24 protein-coding genes are annotated in these 25,692 nt (G+C 70.4%); 12 read left to right on the plus strand and 12 right to left on the minus strand.

What is annotated here, in order from left to right:
• Positions 1-27 precede the first annotated feature (27 nt).
• Positions 28-543 (plus strand): hypothetical protein, encoded by a 516-nt coding sequence (locus CS1GBM4_RS05590; protein ID WP_186417695.1) that lies wholly within the window; start codon positions 28-30, stop codon positions 541-543.
• A 6-nt stretch (positions 544-549) separates the two neighbouring features.
• Here the strand turns inward: CS1GBM4_RS05590 and CS1GBM4_RS05595 are convergent, their stop codons facing one another.
• The 3 genes from CS1GBM4_RS05595 to CS1GBM4_RS05605 form a co-directional block, all read right to left on the minus strand.
• Positions 550-1,110: an NADPH-dependent FMN reductase gene (locus CS1GBM4_RS05595; RefSeq protein ID WP_186417696.1), complete on the minus strand. Its 561-nt coding sequence runs from the start codon at positions 1,108-1,110 to the stop codon at positions 550-552.
• A gap of 90 nt (positions 1,111-1,200) precedes the next feature.
• Positions 1,201-2,013, minus strand: a complete 813-nt coding sequence (locus tag CS1GBM4_RS05600; protein WP_186417697.1) for a methyltransferase domain-containing protein — start codon at positions 2,011-2,013, stop codon at positions 1,201-1,203.
• A 136-nt stretch (positions 2,014-2,149) separates the two neighbouring features.
• The gene (locus CS1GBM4_RS05605; RefSeq protein WP_186417698.1) at positions 2,150-2,911 is read right to left on the minus strand and encodes a Crp/Fnr family transcriptional regulator; all 762 of its coding nucleotides are present in this window, start codon (positions 2,909-2,911) and stop codon (positions 2,150-2,152) included.
• A gap of 115 nt (positions 2,912-3,026) precedes the next feature.
• On the opposite strand from CS1GBM4_RS05605, the gene CS1GBM4_RS05610 reads away from it, so the two are divergent.
• The 3 genes from CS1GBM4_RS05610 (at position 3,027) to CS1GBM4_RS05620 (ending at position 6,203) form a co-directional block, all read left to right on the plus strand.
• On the plus strand, positions 3,027-4,835 hold the full coding sequence (locus tag CS1GBM4_RS05610; RefSeq protein WP_186417699.1) for an ABC transporter ATP-binding protein/permease: 1,809 nt from the start codon (positions 3,027-3,029) through the stop codon (positions 4,833-4,835).
• 107 nt (positions 4,836-4,942) lie between these two features.
• A complete protein-coding gene (locus CS1GBM4_RS05615) occupies positions 4,943-5,218 on the plus strand; it encodes a hypothetical protein (RefSeq protein WP_186417700.1) in 276 nt (91 codons plus the stop codon).
• A gap of 112 nt (positions 5,219-5,330) precedes the next feature.
• Positions 5,331-6,203 (plus strand): transglutaminase family protein, encoded by an 873-nt coding sequence (locus CS1GBM4_RS05620; RefSeq protein WP_186417701.1) that lies wholly within the window; start codon positions 5,331-5,333, stop codon positions 6,201-6,203.
• Here the strand turns inward: CS1GBM4_RS05620 and CS1GBM4_RS05625 are convergent.
• From CS1GBM4_RS05625 to CS1GBM4_RS05635, 3 genes are read right to left on the minus strand one after another with little or no spacing between them, the layout of a single operon-like run.
• The gene (locus CS1GBM4_RS05625) at positions 6,128-7,858 is read right to left on the minus strand and encodes a sensor histidine kinase (RefSeq protein WP_186417702.1); all 1,731 of its coding nucleotides are present in this window, start codon (positions 7,856-7,858) and stop codon (positions 6,128-6,130) included. The genes CS1GBM4_RS05620 and CS1GBM4_RS05625 overlap by 76 nt on opposite strands.
• Positions 7,858-8,418 (minus strand): sigma-70 family RNA polymerase sigma factor, encoded by a 561-nt coding sequence (locus tag CS1GBM4_RS05630; RefSeq protein ID WP_186417703.1) that lies wholly within the window; start codon positions 8,416-8,418, stop codon positions 7,858-7,860. Before CS1GBM4_RS05630 ends, CS1GBM4_RS05625 begins: the two co-directional genes overlap by 1 nt.
• A complete protein-coding gene (locus CS1GBM4_RS05635) occupies positions 8,405-8,683 on the minus strand; it encodes a NepR family anti-sigma factor (RefSeq protein WP_244607071.1) in 279 nt (92 codons plus the stop codon). Before CS1GBM4_RS05635 ends, CS1GBM4_RS05630 begins: the two co-directional genes overlap by 14 nt.
• A 168-nt stretch (positions 8,684-8,851) precedes the next feature.
• Here CS1GBM4_RS05635 and CS1GBM4_RS05640 point away from each other — a divergent pair, with 168 nt between their 5' ends.
• Positions 8,852-9,640, plus strand: a complete 789-nt coding sequence (locus tag CS1GBM4_RS05640) for a response regulator (protein ID WP_186417704.1) — start codon at positions 8,852-8,854, stop codon at positions 9,638-9,640.
• 267 nt (positions 9,641-9,907) lie between these two features.
• On the opposite strand, the gene CS1GBM4_RS05645 is transcribed toward CS1GBM4_RS05640, so the two are convergent.
• Positions 9,908-10,147 (minus strand): hypothetical protein, encoded by a 240-nt coding sequence (locus CS1GBM4_RS05645; protein WP_186417705.1) that lies wholly within the window; start codon positions 10,145-10,147, stop codon positions 9,908-9,910.
• 155 nt (positions 10,148-10,302) lie between these two features.
• Between CS1GBM4_RS05645 and CS1GBM4_RS05650 the strand changes: the two genes are divergently transcribed.
• Positions 10,303-10,758: a DUF992 domain-containing protein gene (locus tag CS1GBM4_RS05650; protein ID WP_186417706.1), complete on the plus strand. Its 456-nt coding sequence runs from the start codon at positions 10,303-10,305 to the stop codon at positions 10,756-10,758.
• 178 nt (positions 10,759-10,936) lie between these two features.
• Positions 10,937-11,296 (plus strand): response regulator, encoded by a 360-nt coding sequence (locus CS1GBM4_RS05655; protein ID WP_186417707.1) that lies wholly within the window; start codon positions 10,937-10,939, stop codon positions 11,294-11,296.
• A 7-nt stretch (positions 11,297-11,303) separates the two neighbouring features.
• On the opposite strand, the gene CS1GBM4_RS05660 is transcribed toward CS1GBM4_RS05655, so the two are convergent.
• The 5 genes from CS1GBM4_RS05660 to polA form a co-directional block, all read right to left on the minus strand.
• A complete protein-coding gene (locus CS1GBM4_RS05660) occupies positions 11,304-12,647 on the minus strand; it encodes a CHASE3 domain-containing protein (protein WP_186417708.1) in 1,344 nt (447 codons plus the stop codon).
• A 145-nt stretch (positions 12,648-12,792) separates the two neighbouring features.
• Positions 12,793-13,212: a hypothetical protein gene (locus tag CS1GBM4_RS05665; RefSeq protein ID WP_186417709.1), complete on the minus strand. Its 420-nt coding sequence runs from the start codon at positions 13,210-13,212 to the stop codon at positions 12,793-12,795.
• 3 nt (positions 13,213-13,215) lie between these two features.
• Positions 13,216-13,578 carry a DUF883 C-terminal domain-containing protein gene (locus CS1GBM4_RS05670; RefSeq protein ID WP_186417710.1) on the minus strand — a complete coding sequence of 121 codons (363 nt, stop codon included), beginning with the start codon at positions 13,576-13,578 and terminating at the stop codon, positions 13,216-13,218.
• Between the two features lie 60 nt (positions 13,579-13,638).
• Complete coding sequence (locus CS1GBM4_RS05675) at positions 13,639-14,808, minus strand: AI-2E family transporter (RefSeq protein WP_186417711.1); 1,170 nt, start codon at positions 14,806-14,808, stop codon at positions 13,639-13,641.
• 90 nt (positions 14,809-14,898) lie between these two features.
• Positions 14,899-17,946 carry a DNA polymerase I gene (gene polA, locus CS1GBM4_RS05680; RefSeq protein ID WP_186417712.1) on the minus strand — a complete coding sequence of 1,016 codons (3,048 nt, stop codon included), beginning with the start codon at positions 17,944-17,946 and terminating at the stop codon, positions 14,899-14,901.
• 82 nt (positions 17,947-18,028) lie between these two features.
• On the opposite strand from polA, the gene CS1GBM4_RS24810 reads away from it, so the two are divergent.
• From CS1GBM4_RS24810 to addA, 5 genes are all read left to right on the plus strand, one after another.
• Entirely contained in the window at positions 18,029-18,451 is a 423-nt protein-coding gene (locus CS1GBM4_RS24810; RefSeq protein WP_348522312.1) for a nitroreductase family protein, read from the plus strand.
• 11 nt (positions 18,452-18,462) lie between these two features.
• Entirely contained in the window at positions 18,463-18,693 is a 231-nt protein-coding gene (locus CS1GBM4_RS24815) for a hypothetical protein (protein WP_348522313.1), read from the plus strand.
• Positions 18,694-18,951: 258 nt separating this feature from the next.
• Positions 18,952-19,686 (plus strand): nucleotidyltransferase family protein, encoded by a 735-nt coding sequence (locus CS1GBM4_RS05690; protein ID WP_186417713.1) that lies wholly within the window; start codon positions 18,952-18,954, stop codon positions 19,684-19,686.
• 4 nt (positions 19,687-19,690) lie between these two features.
• Complete coding sequence (addB, locus tag CS1GBM4_RS05695) at positions 19,691-22,795, plus strand: double-strand break repair protein AddB (protein ID WP_186417714.1); 3,105 nt, start codon at positions 19,691-19,693, stop codon at positions 22,793-22,795.
• 67 nt (positions 22,796-22,862) lie between these two features.
• On the plus strand, positions 22,863-25,692 hold a 2,830-nt coding region (gene addA / locus CS1GBM4_RS05700; RefSeq protein WP_186417715.1), incomplete at its 3' end, for a double-strand break repair helicase AddA.

The following is a 25,692-nucleotide window of genomic DNA, read 5'->3' on the forward strand; positions in this document are numbered from 1 at the left end:
TGAGGCGACCCGGTGAGGAGATCTCTGATGCGCCTGGCCCTGGCTGCCTTGATCTGCTGTCTGCCCGCCCTTGCGCAGGCGCGGCCGCTCGAGCGCGAGCTGCCGCCGGCGCGGTCCGCCTGCTGGGAGCGGATCTACGATGCCGACCATCTCGCCAGGCACCCGCAACAGAAGGTCGCGCGGATCCGGCTGGTCCACCTGCCGCAGAGCTGGCCGGAAGCCGGGCAAGGCGGCTTCTATGTCGCGCTCTATCTCAACCTGCGCCAGCGCGTCAGACCCGAGCAGGGCTTCGACTACCAGCTCGGCGGCTTCTGCAGGGCCTCGGGCCAGGGCCTGCGCTGCGTGCCGGAATGGGAGGCCGGCAGCTGGCGGATCGAGCGCGGCCCGAACGGTGCGCTCGACATCCGCAATGCCGGCATCGTCGCCAATCCCAACCCCTACGATGCCGAGGAGATCGCGGACGGCGCGGTGCGCATCCCCCCGACGCCGGACGACGGGCTCTGGCGCCTGACGCCGGCGAGCGGGCCTTGCGGCATGGAATAGCCCGGCTCAGGGGTGCAGCGCCGAGACCTTCACCAGCCGCGCCACCATCTTGTCGCGCAGGCCCTTGAGACGGCCGTCGCTGAAGTCGCCATCCGCGCCATAGGCCTTGTCGGCGCCGCTGACCGCCAGCATCTCCGGCACCAGCAGCGCGCCGAAGCCGAGCTCGAGCACGGTGCGCAGCTGCGTCAGGCAGCGATAGGTGCCGAGATTGCCGGCCGAGGCGCCGCCGATCGCGACGACCTTCCCGCGCAGGCCCGGGCCGCCGGAGCGGACGATGCTGATCCAGTCGAGTGCGTTCTTCAGCGCCGGCGGGTAGCCCGAATTGTATTCGGGGCTGGCGATGAAGAGCCCGTCATGGCCATCGACCTGCGCCGCCAGCGCCTTCGCTTCCTCCGGCGGATCGTTGTCGAAGGCCCGCGCGTCGATCAGCGGCAGCGGGTAGTCGCCGAGCGAGATCTGCGCCACCTCGGCGCCGGCTTCGCGAAGATTGCCGGCGATCAAGGTTGCGAGCCGGGTGTTCATCGAGCCCGGCCGCCAGGAGCCGGCGAAGACGAGGATCTTGGGCATGGTCGCTCCGACACGGGTTGCCGGCGCATGGCGGACCGGCTCATCCTGCGATGTCGAAGCGATGCGGGGCGCGCAGTCAAGCCCGCGCCGTCACGGCCTGCCGCGGCGATAGACCCAGACGCGCGCCGGCGGGATGTTGCGCAGCACCCAGTCCGAGACCTGCGCCTTGAGGCCCGAAGCCTTGCGCGGCACCGGCGAGATCACGGCATAGGTGAACTGGATGAACGGCGCGCCGGGCGTCAGCACCTTGCCGAAGGCGTCCTCGACCAGGGCCGTGCGCTCCGCCGGCGGCTTGTTGAACAGCGGCAGCGAGGACACCACCGCGCTCGCCCTCTCGGTCAGCTGCCCGGCGAGCGTGGTCGAGAGCGCGTAGGCGTCGCCTTCGATGACGGTGGCGCGCGGAAAGCGGCGGCGCAGCAGCTCGCAGAATTCCGGGCTGTACTCGACCAGGATCAGCCTGGACTCGTCGATCCCGCGCGCGATCAGCGCCTCGGTGACCGGGCCGGTCCCGGGGCCGATCTCGACCACCGGCCCCGGCGCGAGCGGGTCGACATAGGAGGCCATGCGTCTGGCCAGGAACGGGCTCGACGGTGCGACGGCGCCGGTGCGGCCGGGGGAATCGATCCAGGATTTCAGGAAGCGGGCATCGTCGCCGAACCGCGCCTTGGCCTCGTCGGCCGCCTTGCGGACGCGCGATTTCAGCTTGCCGGCGGTGCTGCGGACCTCGTCCTCGACCTTGTAGCGCGCCGCGGCGACCCTGAGCTTCGCCTCGGCGACGCTGTCGGCGAGATCGGCCGCCGTCAGCCGCACCTCGTGCTCCAGCCGCGCCGCGACGGACGAGCGCCCGAAACGGGTCGCGAGCGAAGGGGCGCGCAGGCGCTGACCGGAAGCGGAGTGGGCCATCCAGAACCTCGATGCGACGCGGGAAATCGGCCCACGCGACGCGGCATGACAACGATGTGACGTTACGCCGCTGTCATATGAGGTCAAGAGCGGCCCAAATCCAGCGATATCTCGAAGGCGGCGGCCGCCCGGCGGATCAGATCAGCGGCCGCGCCTGCATTTCCCTCTCGAACAGCAGCGCCATCCGCTCGGTCAGGCGCGGATTGTGGATGGTGAGGCGGCCACGCTCCAGCGAGAACATCCCGGCCCGGCGCAGCCGCGCCCAGGTCTTGCTGGTGTGGACGAGCGACAGGCCCAGCGCGTCGGCGAGCTGCTGCTGCGTCAGGGGGAAGGCGAAGCCGTTCTCGGCGACGAGGCCGAGCGCCTCGGCCCGGCGATACAGCGAGATCACCAGGGCCGCGATCCGCTCCTGGGCGTTGCGCTGGCCGACCGAGGTCAGGTTCTCATCGATCAGGCTCTCCTCGCGCGAGCCGAGCCAGGCGAGCTCATAGGCGAGCGCCGGCATCCTCGCGAACAGCTCGTAGGTCCGCCGGCGCGGGAAAACGCAGAGCTCCACGTCGGTCAACGCCTCGATGCCGTGCTGGGCGGCGCTGAGCAGGGAGGCCTGCAGGCCGACGAGGTCGCCGGGCAGCAGGAAGTTGAGGATCTGGCGGCGTCCGTCGGGAAGCGACTTGTAGCGGAAGGCCCAGCCGGAGAAGAGCGTGTAGAGCTCGGCATCCTCCTGCCCCGGATGGATAATGTCGCTGCCGGCGGGCAGCTGCCGATGGTCGAGCTTCATCCCCTGGATGAAGCGGATCTCCTCGTCGGATTTGTCCCTGAAGGCGGGCTTCAGCCGCAACGGGCAGGCGAGGCAGGCCGGGCCGCGGCCATTGCGGTGACTATTCGAGGCGACGATCATCCGCGACTCTCCCGCCGGCCGGAACTGGCGGCGAATGCTGGCGTTTTCTCTGTGGCGCGAAAGTCGCGGCTTAGCAATCGCGCCTGGTCACGGCCGGCCGGCTCTGGAGCGTCGCATGAAATCACCCGCCTCCGAGCTGCGGCGTTCGCGCATGCGCCAGTTCTTTCGCGTCGCCCTGCGCTTCTGGGCCGGAGAGAGCCGGCTGCGCGCCTGGGGGCTCACGGCCGTCGTGCTGCTGTTCGTCGCCGCCCAGCTCGGCGCGGCGGTCGGAGTCAATGCCTGGAACCGGTTCTTCTTCGACGCCCTCGAGAAGCGCGATCTCGACGCGGTCTGGACCACGGTCGCCTGGCTGCCGTTGATCGTGGCGGCGTCGGCCCTGTCGCTCTCCTGCCTCGTGATCAGCCGGATGTTGCTGCAGGTGCGCTGGCGGGAATGGCTGACACACCGCCTCGCCGGCTGGTGGATCGCAGACCAGCGCTACTACCGGCTGCAGTTCGTCGCACCGGAGCAGAGCGCGCCGGAATACCGGATCGCCGAGGACGTCCGCCTCGCCATCGAGCCGCTCGTCGAGTTCGCGATCGGCCTGCTCAGCGCCTTCGTGACGGCGGTGACCTTCGCGGCGATCCTCTGGCAGGTCGCCGGCGCGGCCCGCTTCACCCTCGCCGGGACGCAGATCGTGATCCCGAGCTACATGGCGCTCGCCGCGATCGTCTATGCCGTCATCGCCTCGCTCGCCGCCTACGTCGCCGGCCGGCCGCTGGTGCCGCGCATCGCCGCCAAGAACGAGGCGGAGGCCCAGTTCCGGGCCGAGATGACGCGGCTGCGCGAGAATGCCGAGAGCATCGCCCTGATCAAGGGCGATGCCGACGAGCGCGGCTCGGTCGGGGAGAATTACGGCCGCGTCGTCGCCGCCTGGCTGAAGGTGATCCGCCAGCAGGGCGTCATCGCGATCGTGCTCAACACCAACGCCGCGCTGTTCCCGATCGTGCCGTTGCTGCTGATCGCGCCGAAATACCTGTCGGGCGAGATCACCCTCGGGGCGGTGGTGCAGGTGGTCGCCGCCTTCAGCGCCGTCCAGGCCGCCCTGATCTGGTTCGTCGACAATTTCGTCAGGCTGGCTGAGTGGTTCGCCTCGGTGACGCGCGTCGACGAACTGGCGGAGGCGCTGGAGGCGCTCGATGTCGGTACGATCATGGAAGGCGAGACCCGGATCGAGCTGGGCGAGAGCGGCGACGGCGCGATCCACATCGCCAATCTCTCGATCGCCCACAGTAATGGCCGCATCGTCATCGCCGACGCCTCCGTGACGATCTCGGCCGGGGAGAAGGTGCTGATCGCCGGCGAGAGCGGGACGGGCAAGAGCACGCTGATCCGGGCGATCGCCGGCCTCTGGCCCTGGGGCTCCGGTTCGATCAGATTGCCGCGCGGCAAGCGCGTCGCCTTCGTGCCCCAGAAGCCCTATCTGCCGATCGGCACGCTGCGCAACGCCCTGCTCTATCCCGAGGCCGAAAGCCGGGTCGAGGACGCGGTCGTGATGGGGGCGCTGGAGCGCTGCGGCCTGGCCTATCTCGGCCGCAGGCTCGACACTGAGGAGCGCTGGGATCAGACCCTGTCCGGGGGCGAGCGACAGCGCGTCGCCTTCGCGCGGCTGCTGATTCAGAAGCCCGACATCATCATCATGGACGAGGCGACGTCGGCGCTCGACGAAGGCAGCCAGGACGCGCTGCTCCGGCTGGTCGAGAGCGAATTCGCCTATGCGACGATCATCAGCGTCGGCCACCGGCCCGGCCTCGAGGATTTCCACGAGCGCAAGATCACCTTCGAGAAGCGCGAGGCCGGCGCGCAGCTGTCGTCGCGGCGCCTGGGCGGGTCGTTCTGGCGCCTGTTCCGCCGCCGCGAGACCTCCGGCGAGCGGTCGCCCTGAAAAGAACCGGTATCGCTGCGATTCCCGCGCAAATCGGAACAAGTCCCGGCCGAGCGGGTTGGAAAGCCGTCCGCGCCGAAAGCCCCACCGAAACCGGGAGAGCGAAGATGACGACTGCCGGCCTTGCCCCCCTGAAGCGCGCCGCCACCTTCTTCGGCGGCATGGCGCTGGTCGTGACGGCCCTCACCATGGGCGCCTCCCTGCAGAGCGGCCTCGGCGAGAGCTCGGCGGCGGTGGCTCAGGCCAAGCTGCAGCGCGGCGTCCCGGCCGACGTCCAGTTCGCGGCGGTCAACCCGGCCGAGATGCGCCGCGACCTCGCTCACCGCGTCGTCCCGACCTCGCAGCGCGAGGCCAGCCTGCGGGGCGCCACCATCCTGCGCTGAGCGCCGGTGCGGAACCGATCGGCCCTTCGCGCGTCAATCATGCGTGCCCGATCAGCAAAGCCGCCGCGAGGCGGCTTTTTGGCGTGACGGGAGGGAACCGCCGGGGACGATCATGCATCTGCGCATCCGCCACGCCACGACCTATCGATATGCCGAGCCCGTCCGCTTCGGCCCGCACCGGCTGATGCTGCGCCCGCGCGACTCCTTCGACCTGCGCGTGATCGACACCGCGATCACGATCTCGCCGCCGGCCAGCTTGCGCTGGATGCACGATCCCTATGGCAACTCCGTCGCGACGGCGACCTTCGCCGCGAGCGCCGACACGCTCGAGATCGTCAGCGAGCTCGTCGTCGAGCGTTTCGGCTCGGCGCTGCCGCGTACCCGGCTCGAGCCCGATCCCGACGGTTTGGAGATCAGCTACAGCGCCGGCGAGCGCGCGGTGCTCCAGCCCTATCTCGACTGCGCCGCCGCCGACCCGCAGGGCGCGCTCGACGCCTGGCTCCAGCAGTTCCGCGCGCGGCTGACGGGCGGGCATCTGCTGCGGGCGCTGGCGCACGAGATCTATGCCGGTCTGACCTACGCCGTGCGCTACGACGAAGGGACCCAGCACCCGCTCGACACGCTGCAGATGGGTACGGGATCCTGCCGCGACTACGCCTGGCTGTTCATCGAGCTGGCGCGGCGGCTCGGCTTCGCCGCCCGCTTCGTCACAGGTTATATCCACGATCGCTCGCCGGAAGGCGCGGCGATGACCTCCGTGATCGGGCAGACCCATGCCTGGGCCGAGGTCTTCATTCCCAATGACGGCTGGGTCGAGTTCGACCCGACCAATGATCTCGTCGCCGACCGGCAATTGCTGCGCGTCGCGGTGGCCAGGGTTCCGGAAGACGCCTCGCCCGTCTCGGGCAGCTATGTCGGTCCGGCCGGCGCGTTTCTGGAGCTCGCGGTCGGTGTCGAGGTCTCGCCGGTCGCGGCAGCGTCCTGAAGCCCGTTCCCCTTGCGCAGGTTGGCGTGAGCGAGCCGCCAGGCCCCGAGGCGGCGGCCCTCGGGGGCGCTGATCTCCACCGCCTCGATCTGCATCAGCAGACCGGCGAAGAGGCGCGTCGGGGCGATCGGCGGGACCTCCCGATCAGCCGTGATGACGATTTCGATGTTGCCTTCCCCCGCGTCGAGCACGGAAAGGTCGATGCCGATGCCGGGAGCCACCCGCAGCGTGCGGGTGACCACGTCGACGATCAGGAAGCCGAGCGGAATGATCCGATCGATCGGCAGCGCGGCCTGCGTCTCGATGCGGCTGTCGAGCCGCTGCGTCCGCGCGAGGATCAGGCTCGAGATCATGGCGGCGACGTCTTCGAGGAAGAGATCGATGCGGACCGGCTGCATCTCGCCGTCGGCGAGGGTGAAGCGGTAGGCCGCCGAGAGCACGTGCACGCGGCATTCGGCATCCGACAGGGCGAGGCGAGCCTCGCCGAGATGGTCGCGCTTGGCGAGGCCGATATAGCTCTGCACCACCTGGAGGCTGTTCTTGACCCGGTGATGCAGCTCGCGGACCAGGAAACGGTTGTCGTCCAGCGCCAGCTTCAGCCTGCTCTGGCGCACCTCCTGCTCGTCGACCATCGTGTTGAAGGCTTCGGCGACGCTGCGGATGTCGCGCGGCATCTCGTCGGAGAGCGACACGCGGGCGCCTCCCGAATTCCTCCTGGCGCGCGCCGCGACCTCGATGCTGCGCAGCCAGCGCACGCAGTGCTGGTCGATCGCCTTCATATAGACCAGCCCGAGCAGGGCGAGGGTCAGCAGCGGCGCCAGCAGCAAGGTGTAGAACTGGGTGGTGGCGGCCCGCTCGGCCCCGCCGTCGAAGCTCACGACGACATAGAGGTCCGGCTCGGCGACCATGCGGGCGGCATAGCTCCGTTCGGGCCCGGCGCGGCTCGGGCCGGACCAGTGCGCGGTTTCCTCGGGTACGGTCTCGGCAGCCGGCAGCCAGGAGGTGCCCGTCTCGCCGCCCTTGCGCGCCACGACCACCTCGCCGCCGCGCCTGACCAGCGCGGCCATCATGCCGGCTTCGCCGCTGCCGAGGTCGAAGACGTTGTCGAGCGGGGCGGGCCTCGCCAGGAGCAGGGCATCGCCGCGATCGGTCTTGCCGTAGATGGCGAGATAGGAGCGTCCGGCGACCGTCACCTGGTCGTAGCGGGCCTCGGCGGATTCGGTGCCGCCCCAATGCCGGATCGGCGTGGCTGAGCCGAGCCGATCGGCGAGCGCGGCGAGCTCGCCGCGCGCGATGCTGGCGTCCAGCCTGCCCATGCAGTCGGCCTCGCCGGGGCTGCGCAGCAGCAACGCCTCATAGCCCGTGACCGAGGCGATCGCCTGCCGGGCGAGGGCGTCGCAGGCCTCGGAACCGGCCGAGGCGGCGCGGAGGGCGGAGGCCGTGGCGACCACCGACCGCAACGCGCCGCGATACCAGACCCGGGTGCGGACGGCGAAATCGTCAGCCGTCCGCACCTGTGCGGCGTGTATCGCGCCGAACACCGTCCGATAGGTCGCGAACGCCGCCGCGGCGGTGAGGCAGGCGATCGGCAGGACGATCGCGACCATCAGTGCCAGCAGGCGGCCGCGAACCGTCCTGAACAGCGAGAGCGCCATCAGCTGCCGACGGTTTCTGGTCCGGCGCGCTGGACGGCCGCGGTGATCCGCCGATCGGGCCCGAGATCGTCGACACCGCCGATGGACAGGAGCTCTGCCAGCCTGGCGCGCGCGCGGTTGACACGGCTCTTGATCGTGCCGATGGCGACGCCGCAGATCTCGGCGGTCTCCTCATAGGACAGCCCGGTGGCGCCGACCATGATCAGCACCTCGCGCTGCTCTTCCGGCAGCTTGGCCAGCGCCTTGCGGAAATCGGCGAGATCGAGATGGCTTTCCTGGTTGCCATGCGTGGCGAGCCGGTCGGCATAGGTGCCTTCGCTGTCCTGCACCTCGCGCCCGCGCTTGCGGTAGAGCGAGTAATAGGTGTTGCGCAGGATGGTGAAGAGCCAGGCCCGCAGGCTCGTTCCGGGCTGGAACTTGTCGGCGTTGCCCCAGGCCTTGAGCAGCGTGTCCTGGACCAGATCGTCGGCGAGCTGCATCGACCCGGACAGCGACGCCGCGAAGGCGCGCAGATTCGGGATTTCCGCGATCAGCCCGTCCTTGAAGTCAGCTGCGCTCATCTGCGTCACCCTCGGTGCGCAGGCGCCGTTCGGTCGCCTCGAGCTGTGCCAGCAGCACGAGGAAACGATCCGGTATCGGCGCGTTGACGAGATCGTCGTAATGCGCCTTGAGGGATCGGCCGATCGATTCCTGCACCCGCGGATCGAGCACTGCCTCGTCGTCCGGCTCGGCCCTGGCCGCTTCGGGTGGATCGGCATTCATCAGATTCATGATCCCTCGCTCCATCGGCGCGCCGGCGTTCTGCCGGTCGAGCCCGCCGCGCACCGCGTGCAGCTCCGGACACATGCACGCGACCGCCCCCGAAACAGCACCTTCATTCGGCCCAATAACGAGCTGGAAAGCGAAAGGTTCCGCCGTCCGGAAAAAATAAATTGCTTGTCATAACAGCGACTTGGGTGCTCTTCTCGGCAACTCTGTCTAGGGGATAGCATGATGTCGATCGCCACTGAAATCGCCCCGCATCTGCCCTACCTGCGGCGCTTCGCCCGAGCGCTGAGCGGCACGCAGGCGAGCGGTGACGCCTATGTCGTCGCCACCCTGGAGGCGCTGATCGCCGATCCGGGGTCGTTCCCGCGCGAGCTCGGGCCGCGCATCGGCCTCTACCGCCTCTTCCTGCAGATGTGGTCCTCCGTCGGCCTCAACGCGCAGGTGCCGGATATCGAGCGCTCGGCCGCCGAGCGCAATCTCGACGCGCTCACGCCGCGTCCGCGCCAGGCCTTCCTGCTGCGGACGGTCGAAGGGTTCGCCATCGAGGAGGTCGCGCAGATCATGAACGTCACAACGGACGCTGCCATCGCCTTCGTGCAGACCGCCGGCCAGGAGATCGCGGAGCAGGTCGCCACCGACGTCCTGATCATCGAGGACGAGCCGATCATCGCCCTCGACATCGAGACCATGGTGCAGGAGCTCGGGCACCGGGTCACCGGCGTCGCCCGCACGCATCGCGAGGCGATCGCGCTGGCGGCCAAGAAGCGGCCCGGCCTCGTGCTCGCCGACATCCAGCTCGCCGACGGCAGCTCCGGGCTCGAGGCGGTCAACGAGATTCTCGCCGCCATCGAGGTGCCGGTGATCTTCATCACCGCCTATCCGGAACGGCTGCTCACCGGCGACCGGCCCGAGCCGGCCTTCCTGATCACCAAGCCGTTCCAGCCCGAGGCCGTGAAGGCCGCGATCAGCCAGGCCCTGTTCTTCGACCGGCGCGCCGGTCGCAAGGCCGCATGATCATCCGATCGCGGTGACCGGGAACAAACCGGCCATCCCTCGCGTTGCGCCGGTCCGTGGAATGCGAGGGAGGACCGTCATGTCCATGGCTTTGCTGGCGGCGTTGATCGTCACGGCCTCGCTGGCGGTACTGTTCGCGGCGATCAGCTGATTCGCCTGCGCCAGGGCTCGGCGGCGACGGGGCGGGGCGCGGGCGTTGCGGCTCCTGGAGTGGCAAGGTGTCGGGCCGATCCCGTCAGCGAGGCGGGCGCAGGGCCCCGGCCGGGGTCATGACATGATCGTGAAGAGACCGCCCGGCATGTCGGGCTCGATCGCCATCGGCAGGCGCCGGCCGTCCGGCCAGCCTTCGCGCCGGCGCGCCAGCTCGGCCAGGGCGGAATCGCGGTCGAAACCCTCGCGCAGAAGCTGTTCAAGCTCCCAGAATGGTGGAAGATCGCGCTGCGACCGGAGAGTCGGGAAGAACCGCCCCGGGAATGTCCGTCCTTGCTTTGGCATATGCGCGTCCACTGGTCTGTTCCCGTCAACGCAAGCCCCGGATTGAGGTTCCGGATTATTTGGGAACTATGGGGTGATTGGGGCGCTTTGGTGCGGTTTCGAGGCGCGGCGGTCCAGGGCGGCCATGACGAAGCGCGGGCAGGCGAGCAGGCTGCAGGAGAAAGCGAATGAGACGATTGACGGGTTGGATCATCCTGGCGGCCGCCGGTCTCGCCGCGCCGGCTCACGCCCAGAGCGGGGTTCCCGCGGGTCGTCTGACCTGCATGATCGGCACCGGTCTCGTCCAGGCCGTCGCGACGCAGAGGCCGCTCGACTGTCGGTTCAGGCCGCGTCGCGGGCCGCTGCAATACTATAGCGGGGTGATTCGCAGCTTCGCGCTCGACGCCAGGACGGTCGGGCGCAGCCTGCTCGCTTGGCGGGTCTACGGGCCTTATGCACGCCCGCCGCTCGGCGTTCTCGGCGGCCCCTATACCCGCCAGCAGGGCGAAGTCGCGCTGACGGGCAGCGTCGACAACGATGTCCGGCTCGTACCGCGCGCCTTGCCGCTGCAGCGCGGCGCCAATGTCGCGCTCGGCGTCACCGCTTTCGAGCTCAAGCTCGTCCGGTCTCCGCGCAAGCGCTGAAGCGCAAAAGATTACGCTTTCCTAACCATATCCCGGCAATTTGAATTGAATTCGAAGGATTTGCGGCGGACAATCCGGCTCGGAGCGGAACAAGGCCGACCAAGCGGGCGTTCAAAGGTCTCACAAGCAGGATGCGGCTTGGGAGCGTATCGTGAAGTTGGAAGGTGATCTGGGGCTCATGTCCGGCATACGGATCCTCATCGTCGAGGACGACCCCTTCATCGCGATGGATATCGAGAGTGCGGTGAGCGACGAGCTCGGCGAGGAGGCCGAGCTCGTCGTGGTCGACTCCGTGTCGCAGGCGCGGCGTGCCGCGGATCAGCCTGTCTCCTGCGCCCTGCTCGACATCGACGTCGTCGGTGGCAAGACCTTCGGCATCGCCGAAAGCCTCCGCGCCAGGGGGACGCCCCTGGTCTTCGTCTCCGGCTCGGCGCCGAACGAGGTGCCGCCGCAGCTGCGCGACGTGCGCTTCGTCCGCAAGCCCTTTTCCGCCGACGAGCTCGGCCGCTTCGTCGCCAAGGCCGTGAACAAGGCCTGAGGGCCGCCTATGCGGCGGCGTCGTCCTCGGCAGTCCGCTCGCGCTTCGGGAAGGTGATGGCGACGCGGGTGCCGGGGCGCGCGGTGCCGGGCGAGAGCGGCGTCGTCTCCATGCTGGCGCGCATGCTGCGCAGCAGGCTGGTGATCACCGACTTGCCCAGCCCCGCCGTCTGCTGATCCTGCGGCATCCCGATGCCGTCGTCCTCCACCGACAGGACCAGCTTCTCCTCCGGCGTGCGGCCGAGGCGGATCGTGATCCGGCCGGCGGCCCCGTCGGGAAAGGCGTGCTTGATGGCGTTGGTCACCAGCTCGTTGATGACGACGACGAAGGACACCGCATCGCGCCCGGGCAGGCGGATCGCATCCATCGCCAGCGCGATCTCGATCGGCCGGCCTTCCGCCGCCTTGCCGATCTCCGCCAGCAGATCCTCCAGATAGGGCCTGGCCTCGATCTCGTCGGCCTCGATGTCGAGCCGCAGGCGCCGCTGGCCGGCGGCGATCGCCTGGATGCGCGACTGCGCCTGGGCGAGCGCCTGCTTGACGGCCGCCTCCCGCGTCTGCCGGCTCTGGACGTTGAGCAGCGCCGAGACCATCGCCAGATTGTTGCCGACGCGATGGTTGACGTCGCGCAGCAGCGCCTCGATGCGCATGCGTTCGTTCTCGAGCTGGTGCGTGCGTTCGGCGACCTTGCGCTCCAGGTCGGCATTCGAGCTCGACAGCGTGACGGCGCGCCGGTGCCGCAGCCGCAATTGCAGCCAGGCGGCGAGGCACAGGCCGGCGAGCGCGACCAGGATGCCGGCGCTGGCGAGGACGCGGCGGCGGGCTTCGCGGCGGCTGCTGGCGGCCAGGCGGTGATTCTCTTCCAGCTGGACCGCGCCGACGATGTCGCGCAGGTCCTGCGTCAGGGTGTTGCCCGTGCCGTGCGTGACCAGCCTGACGGCGTCCTCGCGCCGGCCGGCGCGCATCAGCGTGATCGTCTCGGCCATCTCGGCAAGCTTGCGGATGGTGAGACCGCGGGTGCGCTGCACGCGCTCGGTCTGCGTCGGGCTGTAGGCGACGAGGCGCTCGATCCGGTCGAGCGAAGGCAGCAGCTCCGCCTGGCTGCTCTCATAGGGCGCCAGATAATGCTCGTCGCCGGTCAGCAGGAAGCCCCGCTGCCCCGTCTCGGCGTCGAGGAGGGTGGTGAGGAAGCGCTCGCTGCGCTCGCGCACGTCGATCGAGCGCGAGACCAGCCGCGACGCCTCCTCGGCCTGCATGTTGATCCAGGTGGCGACCAGCACCGCCGCGGCGACCACGGCGATCGCGATCGCGGCCGAGGAAGCCGTGTAGAGGCGCGCACGAAGGGAGGGCAATCCCGGCAACGGCCAGCGTGGAGGGAGCTTCAGCTGGGCATTCATCGCCGTCTTGCATAGACGTTGACGACGGATCGCCCAAGGTAAAAAGACAGGTCGTGGCAGGTCAGCATCGGTGAAAACGCCAGATCAGCCAGGTTATGCCTTAGTTTTCAGCGTCATCGCCGCCCTGCGCGAATTGCCGGCCGAGGATCAGCCCGAGCAGCACGACCCCACCGACGAGCCCCGCGCGCCAGCCGATCTTGCGGTTCCCCACCAGAGAGGCCGCGACCGGCGCCGCCGCGACGGCGGCGGCCAGGCTCCGGTCGGGGCGCGGCCGGTTCTTCACATAGAGCGCGATTCCCAGCGCCAGCAGTGAGGCGAGGAGAAGCCCGCCGGCAATCGACAGGCTGGCGATGACGGCGCCGTAATGCAGCGCGAGAATCGTGTGGAGCGCGTTGAGCGCGTAACCGATCGCAGCGGCGGCGAGCAGGCCCGCCACCAGGCACAACACCAGAACCGTGAGGTTGCGGCGCAGGATGCCGCGGATTTCGCTCGCGACCAGAGCGGCCAGGCCCCCCAGCATGGCTCAGCGCGCCGAGAGGAAGCCGACGAACAGCCCGACCGCGGCCGCCAGGCCGAGCGCCCGCAAGGGTCGCTCGCGGATTTCGCGGACGATCAGTTCCTCCAGGTCGCTGGCCTGCTCGCGGGCGACCTCGACCATGCGATCGGGATCGACGCCGACGGCCTTCAGCTTGCTGCTCACGGTCGCGGCGAGGTCCTCGGCGCCGCGGGCGAGGCTGGCCTCGATCTCGTCGGCCTCCTCATGCAGCCGTCTGCCGGCCTTGCCGGCGCGCTCGGCCATGTCGGCGGCGGCGTCGGCGGTCTCGTCCCTGCTGCGCTTGACCGAGGCCGCGGCCCGTCGCCTGGTTGTGGTGCTGGTTGCGGCCATCAAACGGCTCCCTGCTGCTGGAATGGTGACGATGCCATGCGCGGCGGCACGGCGCAAAGTTCAACGCGCCAGCGCCGGCGCTGTTCCGCTCGGAGCTTCGGCGGCGCTCGCCTCCGCCGCAGCCTGTTCCGCTTCCTGCAGGGCCTGCCTGTAATTGGCGACCTCCTCGCGCGCGACGAGGCCGACGAGCAGGATCGGCGTCGACAGCACCGCGCCGATCGGGCCCCACAGCCAGAGCCAGAAGACGAAGGAGATGAAGACGAGGAAGGGAGAGATCGTCAGGCGGCTGCCGACGACGAGCGGCGTCACCAGATTACCCTCGACGAGATGGAGGACGTAGTAGACCGCCGCCGGCCAGACCACGACCAGGAAATGGGGGGAGGACAGCAGCCCCGCCGCGAAGAACGCCACCGCGACGATGATCGGGCCGATGAAGGCGAGATAGTTGAGGAAGAAGGCGAGCGCTCCCCAGAAGACCGGATAGGGCAGGCCGGCGGCCCAGGCGATCGCCAGGCCGATCAGCCCCATCCCGAGATTGATCAACGTCACCAGCCCGAAATAGCGGGCGATCCTCGCCTCGATCTCCTCGAAGAAGGCGCCCGCCGATTTGCGGGCGTCCCGCCTGAGGCAGAGCCTGAGCGCTCGTGCCTTGAGATGGCGCCGGGTCGCCAGCCAGAAATAGACGGTCGCGACGAAGATCAGCAGCCCGCCGGCCGCCGCGGTCGAGGAGATCGCGATCGAGACCAGCGGATTGCCCTCGGAAAGGCTGACCTTGGCGCCGTCCTTGCCGGAGAGGTTCTCGGCGAACTGCTTGAACTCCTCCATATAGGCGAGGACGCCGACCAGCTTGAGCTGCAGCGCCGCCACCATCTTCGGGAACTGGTCGCTCCAGGCCGCGATCGGCACGGTCAGCGTGCCGATCAGCACGAGCAGCAGCACGACGCCAGCGAGGACGACGAGCCCGGCGGCGAGGTGCTGCGGCACGCCGCGCCGGACCATCGCGTCGACCGGCGGCCCGAGCACCAGGCCGAAGATCACGCCGGCCGTCACCGGCAGCGCGATGACCCGGGTCAGATGGAGCGAGGCGGTGGCGAGGATGACGAAGATGCCGACGATGCAGTACCGGACGATGAGATCATGATCCTGGGGCGTGATCTCGCTGGAGGAGGCTTCCTCCTCCGGTTCCGCCATGTAGCGAGGAAAGGGTCTCCAGGCCGAGGCGTTGAGCATTTTTGACCGTCCAGCGCGCTGCTGCGCCCCCCGGCGCACTTCGCCTGCTCAACGCGGCGGTTGCGGCGAAGGTTCCGGCGGAGGCCGCGCTCAGTGCGCCTCGTCCCAATTGTCGGCGGCGCGTGCGTCGACCACGAGCGGCACCTTGAGCTGGACCGCCGGGTGCGGCGCCTCGACCATGACCTTGCGGATCACCGGCAGCGCCGCCTCGACCTGGCTCTCCGGCACCTCGAAGACCAGCTCGTCATGCACCTGCAGCAGCATGCGCGCGTCGAGCTTCGCCGCGGCGAGCGCATCCTCCATCCGGATCATGGCGCGGCGGATGATGTCGGAGGCGGAGCCCTGGATCGGCGCGTTGATCGCCTGGCGCTCGACGAAGGCGCGCTCGGACGGGTTCTTCGAGGCGACCGCCGGGAAATGGCAGACGCGGCCGAAGACCGTCTCGACCGCGCCCTTCGCCCGCACCGTGGCGCGGGCGTGGTCCATATAGTCGCGGATGCCCGGAAAGCGTTCGAAGTATTTGCGGATATAGGCGCTGGCTTCCTCGCGCGAGATGCCGAGCTGGTTGGCGAGACCGAAGGCCGAGATGCCGTAGATGATGCCGAAATTGATCGCCTTGGCGCGCCGGCGCACCTCGCTCGGCATGCCCGCGACCGGCACCCCGAACATCTCCGAGGCCGTCATCGCATGGATGTCGACGCCGTCGGCGAAGGCCTGCCGCAGCTGCGGGATGTCGGCGATATGGGCGAGGATGCGCAGTTCGATCTGGCTGTAGTCGGCCGAGACCAGCTTGTTGCCCTTCTCGGCGATGAAGGCCGTCCTGATCTTGCGTCCGGCCTCGGTGCGGATCGGGATGTTCTGCAGGTTCGGCTCGGAGGAGGAGAGCCTGCCGGTGGTGGTTGCGGCCAGGGCGTAGGAGGTATGGACCCGGTGGGTCTGCGGGTTCACATAGGCCGGCAGCGAGTCGGTATAGGTCGATTTCAGCTTGGCGAGCTGGCGCCAGTCGAGGATCCGCGCCGGCAGCGCCTGCCCCTGCTCGGCGAGCTCCTCGAGCACGCCGGCGCCGGTCGCCCATTGCCCGGTCGCGGTCTTCTTGGCGCCGGGCAGGCCCATCTTGCCGAACAGGATGTCGCCGAGCTGCTTGGGGCTGCCGATGGTGAACTTCTCGCCGGCGAGCCCGTAGATCTCGTCTTCCAGCCGCGCCAGCGACTGGGCGAACTCGCCCGAGAGCCGCGACAGGATCTGCCGGTCGATCGAGATGCCGCGCTGCTCCATCCTGGCGAGGACCGGCACGAGCGGGCGCTCCAGCGTCTCGTAGATCGTGGTCTTGCGCTCGGGGACCAGCCGCGGCTTCAGCGCCAGCCAGAGCCGCAGCGTGACGTCGGCGTCCTCGGCCGCATAGGCGGTCGCCCGATCGAGCGGCACCTTGTCGAAGGTGACCTGGTTCTTGCCGGTGCCGGCGACCTCCGAATAGGCGATCGGCTTGTGGCCGAGATGGAGCTCCGAGAGCCGGTCCATGCCGTGGCCGCCGGTGCCGGCGTCGAGGGCGTAGGAGATCAGCATCGTGTCGTCGAAGGGGGCGACTTCGAGCCCGTGCCGCTCGAACACGGCGATGTCGTATTTGAGGTTCTGTCCGATCTTCAGGACACCGGGGTCGGCGAGGAGCGGCTTCAGTTCCGCCAGCGCCTGGTCGAGCGGGATCTGGCCCTCGATCAGGCCGGAATCGAACAGCCCGTCGCCCGCGCGGTGCTGCAGCGGGATGTAGCAGGCCTTGCCAGGCGCGACCGCCAGCGAGATGCCGATCAGGTCGGCCTGCATCACGTCGAGCGAGTTGGTCTCGGTGTCGAGCGCGACCTGGCCGGCCTCGTAGGCCCAGCCGACCCAGCGCGAGAGATCGGCGAGGCTGCGCACGCATTCATAGCCCGCATGGTCGATCTTGACCGTGAGCGCCCCGTCCTTGCGCGCCGCGGCGAGATCGGCCGGCCGCAGCCAGGCGTCGCCGCCGGCCGGCGCGGGCTTGCCCTCGACCACGGCGGCGGCGATCACGGTGGTCGCGCCGTCGCTCGCGACCGCCACCGCCGCGCCGACGACCGGCGCCTCGGTCTCGGCGTAGAGCGCCTTGAGCTCGGCGGCGCGGGCGCCGCCGGGGGCGAGATCGGGATCGGCCTCGATCGCGGCCACGTCGGCCTCATAGGCCTCGGCGACGCGCTTGGTGATGGTGGTGAACTCCATCGCCTTGAGGAAGGCGATGAGGCGCGCCGGGTCGGGCTGGGACAGGGTCAGCTCGGAGAGGTCGGTCTCGACCGGCACGTCCTCGACCAGGGTGACCAGCCTGTGCGAGATGCGCACCTTCTCGATCACCTCGGGATTGGTCAGCGTCTCCCGGCGCTTGGGCTGCTTGATCTCGCCGGCGCGCCTCAACAGCGTCTCCAGGTCGCCGTACTCGCCGATCAGCTGTGCCGCCGTCTTGATGCCGATGCCCGGCGCGCCGGGGACGTTGTCGGTCGAATCGCCGGCGAGCGCCTGGACGTCGGTGACCTTGTCGGGAGTGACGCCGAAATACTCCACCACCTCGGGCTCGCCGATGCGCCGCTCCGGCCGGAAGCCGGCGCCCTTCTTGGCGTCGCCCGAGGCCGGGTCGTACATCGCGACGCCCGGCCGGATCAGCTGCATCAAGTCCTTGTCGGCCGAGACGATCAGCACGTCGGCGCCGGCCTCGCGCGCCTGCCGCGCATAGGTCGCGATCAGGTCGTCGGCCTCGTAGATGTCCTGCTCGACCGGGACGAGCCCGAAGGCGCGCACCGCCTCGCGCATCAGCGGGAATTGCGGGATCAGGTCTGGCGGCGGGTCCGAGCGGTTGCCCTTGTAGGGCGGGTAGATCTCCTTGCGGAAGGAGTTCTCGCTCTTGTCGAAGACGATGGCGAGATGGGTCGGCTTCACGCCGAGCACGCCCTCGCGCACGAACTGGTACAGCTTGGTCGCGAACAGCCGCACCGCGCCGGTCGGCAGCCCGTCCGAACGGGCGTTGTACTTCCGGTCCTGGTTGATCGACTGGAAATAGGCGCGGAAGATGAAGTTCGAGCCGTCGACCAGGAAGAGGTGGTCGCCGGGCTTGAGCTGGGAGGCCGGGTTCGTCATGGGCGGGACCATAGGGCGCGGCGGCGGGCTGGTCTATTGTGCAAGCAGCAGCGCCCGCAAGAAGCTGTCAGGAGGAAGCCCGATGACCGTCCATGCCACCATGCCGCTCGCCTTCGCGGGACTGCCCGAGGAGGAGATGAAGGCGCGTGCGCTCGCATTTCTGGCGGCGATGCGGACGCGCCGGACCGTGCGCGACTATTCCGACAGGCCGGTGCCGCGCGAGATCATCGAGGCCGCGGTCGCGACCGCCGGCACGGCGCCGTCCGGCGCCAACCAGCAGCCCTGGACCTTCGTCTGCATTTCCGATCCCGAGCTCAAGAAGCAGATCCGCGCGGGCGCCGAGGAAGAGGAGCGCGCCTTCTATGCCGGCCGCGCCGGCGAGGAATGGCTGGGAGCGCTCGCCCATCTCGGCACCGACGCGCACAAGCCCTTCCTCGAGACGGCGCCCTGGCTGATCGCGATCTTCGCCCAGCGCTGGGCCATGACGCAGACGGGCGCAAGGTGAAGCATTATTACGTGCCTGAATCGGTCGGCATCGCCGCCGGCTTCCTGATCGCCTCGCTGCATCAGGCCGGGCTCGCCACGCTGACCCATACGCCGGCGCCGATGAACTTCCTCAACCAGCTCTGCGGCCGGCCCGACAACGAGAAGGCGCTGATCCTGCTCGTCGTCGGCTATCCCGCCGAGGGCTGCCTCGTCCCCGCGATCGGCAAAAAGCCGCTCACGGAGATCGCGTGTTTTCTGTGAAGCCCTGCTGAAGGGCGCGACACAGACCCCCCTCGAGGGGAGGGGCAGGGGTGGGGGGCGGAAAGTCGGGGCGAATTCGCCGGAAGCCGAAACGACCCGTTTCTACAGATCCCCACTCACCCAGTCGTCCGCCCCCATCCCCATCCCTTCCCCACAAGGGGAAGGGAGGAGCCTCGGCGATCGGCGTAGGGCACTTGAGCAAACGCGCCGGCCATGGCTGATAGGTCGCTATGGCCCGGCAGGAGATTCGCTGAGATCATGCAGACCGGTTCGCCGCCGATCCGCCGCGCCATGGTGCTCGCCGCCGGGCTCGGCAAGCGCATGCGCCCGATCACGGAGACGATGCCCAAGCCGCTGGTCGCGATCGCCGGCAAGACCATGCTCGACCATGCGCTCGACCGGCTCGCCGGGGCGGGGGTCACGGACGCGGTGGTCAATGTCCACCATCTCGCCGAGCAGATCGAGGCTTGCCTCGCCGGCCGCTCCAGCCCGCGCATCGCCATCTCCGACGAGCGCGACCTGTTGCTGGAAACCGGCGGCGGCGTGAAGAAGGCGCTGCCTTTGCTCGGCGCCGGGCCCTTCTTCCACGTCAATTCCGACTCGCTCTGGAGCGAGCGCGGCGCACCCAATCTCGCCGCCATGGCCGCCGCCTGGGACGCAGAGCGCATGGACATGCTGCTCCTGCTGGCCGAGCGCGAGAGCAGCGTCGGTTTCGACGGCGCCGGCGACTTCTTCCGCGACGAGGCCGGCCGGCTGGCGCGGCGCGGACAGGCGGCGAGCGCGCCTTACGTCTATGCCGGCGTCGCCATCATCAAGCCGGAGCTCTTCGCGGACACGCCGGACGGCCCGTTCTCGCTGAACCTGCTGTTCGACCGCTGCATCGCCGCAAGCACGCTGTTCGGCCATCGGCTCGACGGACGCTGGCTGCATGTCGGCACGCCCGAGGCGATCCCGCTGGCGGAGCAGGCCTACGCCGCCCATCAGGGCGCCTGACGCGATGGCCGGGCTCAACCTGTTCAGCATCCCGGCCGGCGCGCCCTTCCTTTCCGTCCTGGCGCAGGCGCTGATCGCCGGCCGCTTCGGCAAGGCCTACGATCCGGCCGATCCCGCTGCGCTCTCGCAGGTGACGCTCTATCTGCCGACCCAGCGCGCGGCCCGGGCTTTCGGCGCGATCCTGTCGGAGAAGCTCGGCGGGCGGCCGCTGCTGCTGCCGCGCATCGTGCCGCTCGGCGATGTCGACGAGGCGCAGACGGCGCTGATCGCCGGCGCCGGCGATGCGCTGGCGCTGCAGCGGATCGCGCCGATCGACCCGCTGCGCCGTCGCTTCATCCTGACGACGCTGATCTCGGCCTGGGGCCGCACGGCGAACCGGCAGCATCTCGGGCTCGATCCGGCCGAGCCGGCGCTGGTGCCGGCGACGCTGGCCGAGGCCTGGGGGCTGGCCGGCGATCTCGCGCATCTGCTCGATCAGCTGCAGACAGAGGGCGTCCCGCCGGCCCGGCTGAAGGGGCTCGACGCTGCCCGTTTCGACGAGATCTGGCAGTTCAACGCCCGCTTTCTCGACATCATCGCGCAAGCCTGGCCGGCGATCCTCGAGCAGCGCCGCGAATGCGACCCGGCCGAGTTCCGCAACCGCATGCTGTCCGCCGAGCGCGAGCGCCTGCTTGCCGGCGATTTCCGCGGGCCGGTGATCGCCGCCGGCTCGACCGGCACCGTGCCGGCGACGGCCCGCCTGCTCGCGGCGCTCGCCCGCGCGCCGAACGGCGCCGTCGTGCTGCCCGATCTCGACGAGGGGCTGTCGGAGGCGGCCTGGCGCGCGGTCGCCAGCGAGCCGGCGCCCTCGCACCCGCAGGCGGCGCTGCACCGCCTGCTCGACGAGATCGGCGCGGAGCGTGACGAGGTCGTCGTCCTCGCCGAGCCCCCGCCGGCCCTGGGCGCCCGCCGCGAGCTGTTGCGCCGGGCCCTGCTGCCGGCCTCCGTCACCGATGACTGGGCCGGTGCGGCGCCGATCCCTGCCCGGGCGCTCGAGGGCTTGCGCATCGTCGAGGCGGTGGATGAGCGCGAGGAAGCGCTGGTCGCGGCCCTCGCCTTGCGCGAGGCTCTGGAGGAGAAGGGCGCCCGTGCCGCACTGATCACCCCGGATCGCGGCCTCGCCGAACGCGTGGCCGTCGAGCTCCGGCGCTGGGGCATCATGGCCGATGACTCGGCCGGCCTGCCGCTCGCCCGCTGGCCCGCCGGCGCCCTCCTCCGGCTGGCGCTCGATGCCGTCGAGGCCCGGCTGTCTCCGGCCAGCCTCGTTGCGCTGCTGGCGCATCCGCTCTGCCGGCTCGGGCTGGCGGAATCGCGCCTGCGGCAAGGCGCGGCGGCGCTGGAGATCGGCTGCTGGCGCGGCGAGGCCGTCGGTCCCGGCTTCGTCGGCATGCGCCGCGCCTTCGAGGCGATGCCGGAGCTGCGCAAGGCGACCTATGCGCCGCGTCCGCGCCGCAAGCTCGCCGACGAGGACGTCGGCGCGGCGGAAGAGGTGCTCGCGGCGCTCGAGGACGCGCTCGCCGCGCTCGTCGCGGCGCTGGCCGACCCCGGCCCGAGCTTGCGCGAGATTGCCGCGCAGGCGCGGCGAGCGGTCGAGAGGCTGAGCGGCGACGAGCTCGGCGCCGTCCGCGTCTGGCACGGTCCGGACGGCGAGGCACTGGCCGCCCTGTTCGACGATCTCGACGCCGCCTTGCCGGAAGCGCCGGACGAGGGCCGCGGCCGCGACTGGATCGCGATCCTCGAAGGGCTGATCGGCGAGCGTGTCGTGCAGCGCCGCGATCCCGGCCATCCCCGGGTCAAGATCTGGGGCCTGCTCGAAGCCCGCCTGCTCGAGGCGGAGCATGTCGTGCTCGGCGGGCTGATCGAGAGCGTCTGGCCGCCCGCCACCGAGACCGATTCCTTCGTCAACCGGCCGATGCGGGCCGAGCTCGGTCTCTCTCCGCCCGAGCGCCGCATCGGCCAGACCGCGCATGACTTCGTCGCGGCCGCGCTCGCCGGCAAGGTGACGCTGACCCGGGCCCGCAAGGCGGGCGAGTCCGAGACCATCCCCTCGCGCTTCTGGCAGCGGCTCAGGGCGGTGGCGCCGACCGACACCTGGGAGGCGGCCGAGGCGCGCGGGCGGGCGCTGCTGGACTGGGCCGGACTGCTCGGCCGTCCGGCCGATCTCCAGCCGGTACCGCGGCCGAGCCCCTGTCCGGCGCCGCATCTGCAGCCGCGCCGGTTCAGCGTCACCGAGGTCGAGACGCTCTATCGCGATCCCTACGCGCTCTATGCCCGCAAGATCCTCAAGCTCGACGCCCTGCCGGAGCTGGTCGAGGACCCCGGCGCCACCGACCGCGGCTCGCTGCTGCACGACATCGTCGGCACCTTCGCGCAGACCTATCCGGAGCAGCTTCCGGCCGGCGCCCTCGGCAGCCTGGTCGAGATCGGCGAGCGGCTCTTCCGGGCCTATGACGACATGCCGGAGGTGCGCGCCTTCTGGTGGCCGCGCTTCCTGCTGATCGCCCGGAATTTCCTCGACTGGGAGGAACGGCGGCGGCCGGGTCTCGCCCGCGTCGCGGTCGAGCGCGACACGCAGGGCGAGTTCGCGCTGGCGGACGGCACCTCGATCCTGCTGACCGGACGGGCCGACCGTGTCGAGATCACGCGCGAGGGCGCCCTGCGCATCATCGATTTCAAGACCGGCGCGCCGCCGAGCGAGGAGCAGGTCCGCCTCGGCTTCGCCCCGCAATTGACTCTCGAGGCCGAGCTCGCCCAGCGCCACGGCTTCACCCCGGACATCCTGCCCGGCCCGGTCGAGGCGCTGCTCTATCTGCGGCTCAACCACGACCCCAAGAGCTGGGAGAAGGACAAGAAGCTGTCGTTCAAGGATGAGGCGCAGGCCGACGTCACCGCCCGGCACCTCGCCCAGCTGCTGGAGCACCTCGCCGCGCTGCGCGCCGGCCGGGAACCCTTCCTGTCGCGGCGCGCGCCGGCCTACATCAAATACGCCAGCCCCTACGACCAGCTCGCGCGGGTCAAGGAATGGTCGGCCGCGCCCGATCTCGGCGCCGAGGCCGGAGACGAGGCATGAGGGCTGGGGAGATGAGTCGATTTCAGCTTCCCGACCGCGCTTGTCCGGAGCGTCGTCGAGGCACGCCATGACGTCCGCCGACTGGGCCATTCCCGAGCAGACGCGCCGCGCCCAGGCGCTGGCGGCCGAGCCCGATCTCAGCGCCTGGGTCTCGGCCAATGCCGGCTCGGGCAAGACCCATGTGCTGGTCAACCGCGTGCTGCGCCTGCTGCTCGACGGCGTTCCGCCCAGCCGCATGCTCTGCATCACCTATACCAAGGCCGCCGCCGCCAATATGTCGAACCGGGTGTTCCGGGCGCTCTCGGTCTGGGCCGTCGCCTCCGATTCGGTGCTCTGGGCGGCGCTCTCCGCGCTGACGGGGAAGCTGCCGGCCGCGAGCGATCTCGGCCGGGCGCGGCGGCTGTTCGCGCAGGCGCTGGAGACCCCGGGCGGCCTCAAGATCGAGACGATCCACGCCTTCTGCACCCGCGTGCTGCAGAGCGCGCCTTTCGAGGCCAATGTCCCGCCTCGCTTCGAGGTCGCCGACGATCTCGCCCAGGACGAATTGATGCGCGATGCGCGGCGCGACCTGCTCGCCGCCGCCGAGGCCGAGCCGGACGGCCCGCAGGCCCGGGCGCTGCGCTTCATGGCCGAGCATGCGGCGCAGGACACGTTCGACCAGATCATGCGCGAGGCGCTGCACCAGCGCGCCGTGTTCAGCGATGCCGAAGGGCGCGCGCGCCGGCCGGAGGAGATCGTGGCGGGGCTCGGCGCCTTCCTCGGCATCGCGCCGGAGCTGACGGCGGACGAAGTCAGGGCGCGCTTCTGTGCCGAGCTCGGCGCGATTGCCGACCTCGGCGGGCTGATCGAGGCCTTCGGCTCCGCGAGCGAGACCCGGCAGAGGGCCGCGGCCGCGCTGCGGGCGGCGCTGGCGCAGGAGCAGGGCCGCGATCTCGTCGCGGCCTGCCGCGCCGGGCTGCTGACGCTGGACGGCGCCGTCAGCCAGCATGTCCGCGGCAAGGGCAAGAGCGTCCTGCCCGACCACCTCGACCGCGCCCTCGACGCCGTCGCCGCCTGCCTGACCGGCGCGATCGACCAGCTCAACGCCATCGCGGTGCGCGAGCGCAGCGCCGCGCTCGCCGTGCTGGTGACGCATATCCTCGCCGCCTATCGCAGGCTGAAGGCGCAGCGCTCCCTGCTCGACTATGACGACCTGATCGCCAGGACGCGCTCGCTGCTCGACCGGGTCAACCCGGCCTGGGCGCTGTACAAGCTCGACGCCGGCATCGACCACATCCTGCTCGACGAGGCGCAGGACACCGGCGAGGCGCAATGGGCGATCCTGCGCCGCCTCGCCGAGGAATTCTCGGCCGGAGAGAGCGCGCGCGACCTGCTGCGCCCGCGCACCATCTTCGTCGTCGGCGACGAGAAGCAGTCGATCTACGGCTTTCAGGGCGCGGCTCCCGCACATTTCAGCGAGGAGCGGCGGCTGCTCGGCCGGCGCCTTTCCGAGGCTGGGCAACGCTTCGAGCCGATCAGCCTCACGACCTCCTTCCGCTCGGCCCCCGACATCGTGCGCGCGGTCGATGCGGTGTTCGGGCCGAAGGAGCACTGGCGCGGTCTGGTCTTCGACGGCGGCGCCGGGCCGGAGCGCCACGACACGGTCAGGCGTGCGGCGATCGGGGCGGTCGATCTCTGGCCGATCTCGGCGGACGATCCCGGCGACAGGCCCGACGCCTGGACCACGCCGGTCGACGCGCCCGAGCGGCGCTCCGGCCTGGTCAAGCTCGCCGGCCGCATCGCCGATGTGCTCAAGCGCTGGACCGAGGCCGGCCGCGACGATCTCGGCCGGCCGTTCAAGCCGGGCGACGTGATGATCCTGCTGCGCCAGCGCGGCGCGCTGTTCGAGGCGATCGTCAAGGCGCTGAAGGACCGCGGCGTGCCCGTCGCCGGGCGCGACCGGCTGACGCTCGCCGACCATCCGGCCGTCGAGGATCTGGTCGCGCTCGGGCGCTGCATCCTCCTGCCGCAGGACGACCTTGCGCTGGCGATCACGCTGAAGACGCCGCTCTTCGGCCTCGACGACGACGACCTCATGCGGCTCGCCCCGGAGCGCAGAGGCTCGCTGCGCGAGGCTTTCCGCCAGGCGGCGCAGGGCGAGCCGCGCTACGCCGCGGTCGAGGCGCGCTTGACCGCCCTCGCCGAGGAGGCTGGGCGCTGCGGCCCGTTTCGCTTCTTCGCCGGCCTGCTCGGTCCCGGCGGCGGCCGCGCTCGCGCGCTCGCCCGGCTGGGGCCGGAGGCGGGCGACGCGCTCGACGCCTTCCTGTCCGCCGCGCTCGACCATGAGCGGCGCCACGGCCCCTCGCTCGCCGGCTTCCTGCATCAGGTCGGGGCGGCGGCGACGCAGGTGAAGCGCGATCTCTCCGCCAGCGCCGGCGAGGTCCGGGTCATGACCGTCCATGGCTCGAAGGGCCTGGAGGCGCCGGTCGTCATCCTCGCCGATCTCGGCATCGCGCCCGGCGAGCGCCGCCTGCCCAAGCTGATGGCGGTCGCGCCGCCGCGCGGGCAGCCGGTTCCGGTCTGGCCGAGCAGGCGGGCCGAGGATCCCGCTGCGATGCGGCGCGCCAAGGACGCGGTCGTCGCGCAGATGGTCGAGGAGCATCACCGCCTGCTCTATGTCGCCCTGACTCGCGCCGAGGAGCGGCTGATCCTCTGCGGCGTTCAGGCCAGGGGCGAGGCGCCGGAAGGCTCCTGGTACACGATGGCCGAGCTCGGCCTTGCCGGCGTCGAGCCCTGGTTGCGGGACGTGCCGGCTCCCGATGGCGACGGTGAAGTGCGCCGGTTCATGCTCTCGCAGCCGCGAGCGACCGCCGCCGGAGCGCGCGGCGCCGCTGCGGCCGCGGCCGCGCCGCCCGCCT

Origin of the sequence: Allobosea sp. CS1GBMeth4, assembly GCF_900185715.1 — a bacterium.
In the GTDB taxonomy this organism is placed as follows: Bacteria; Pseudomonadota; Alphaproteobacteria; order Rhizobiales; family Beijerinckiaceae; genus Allobosea.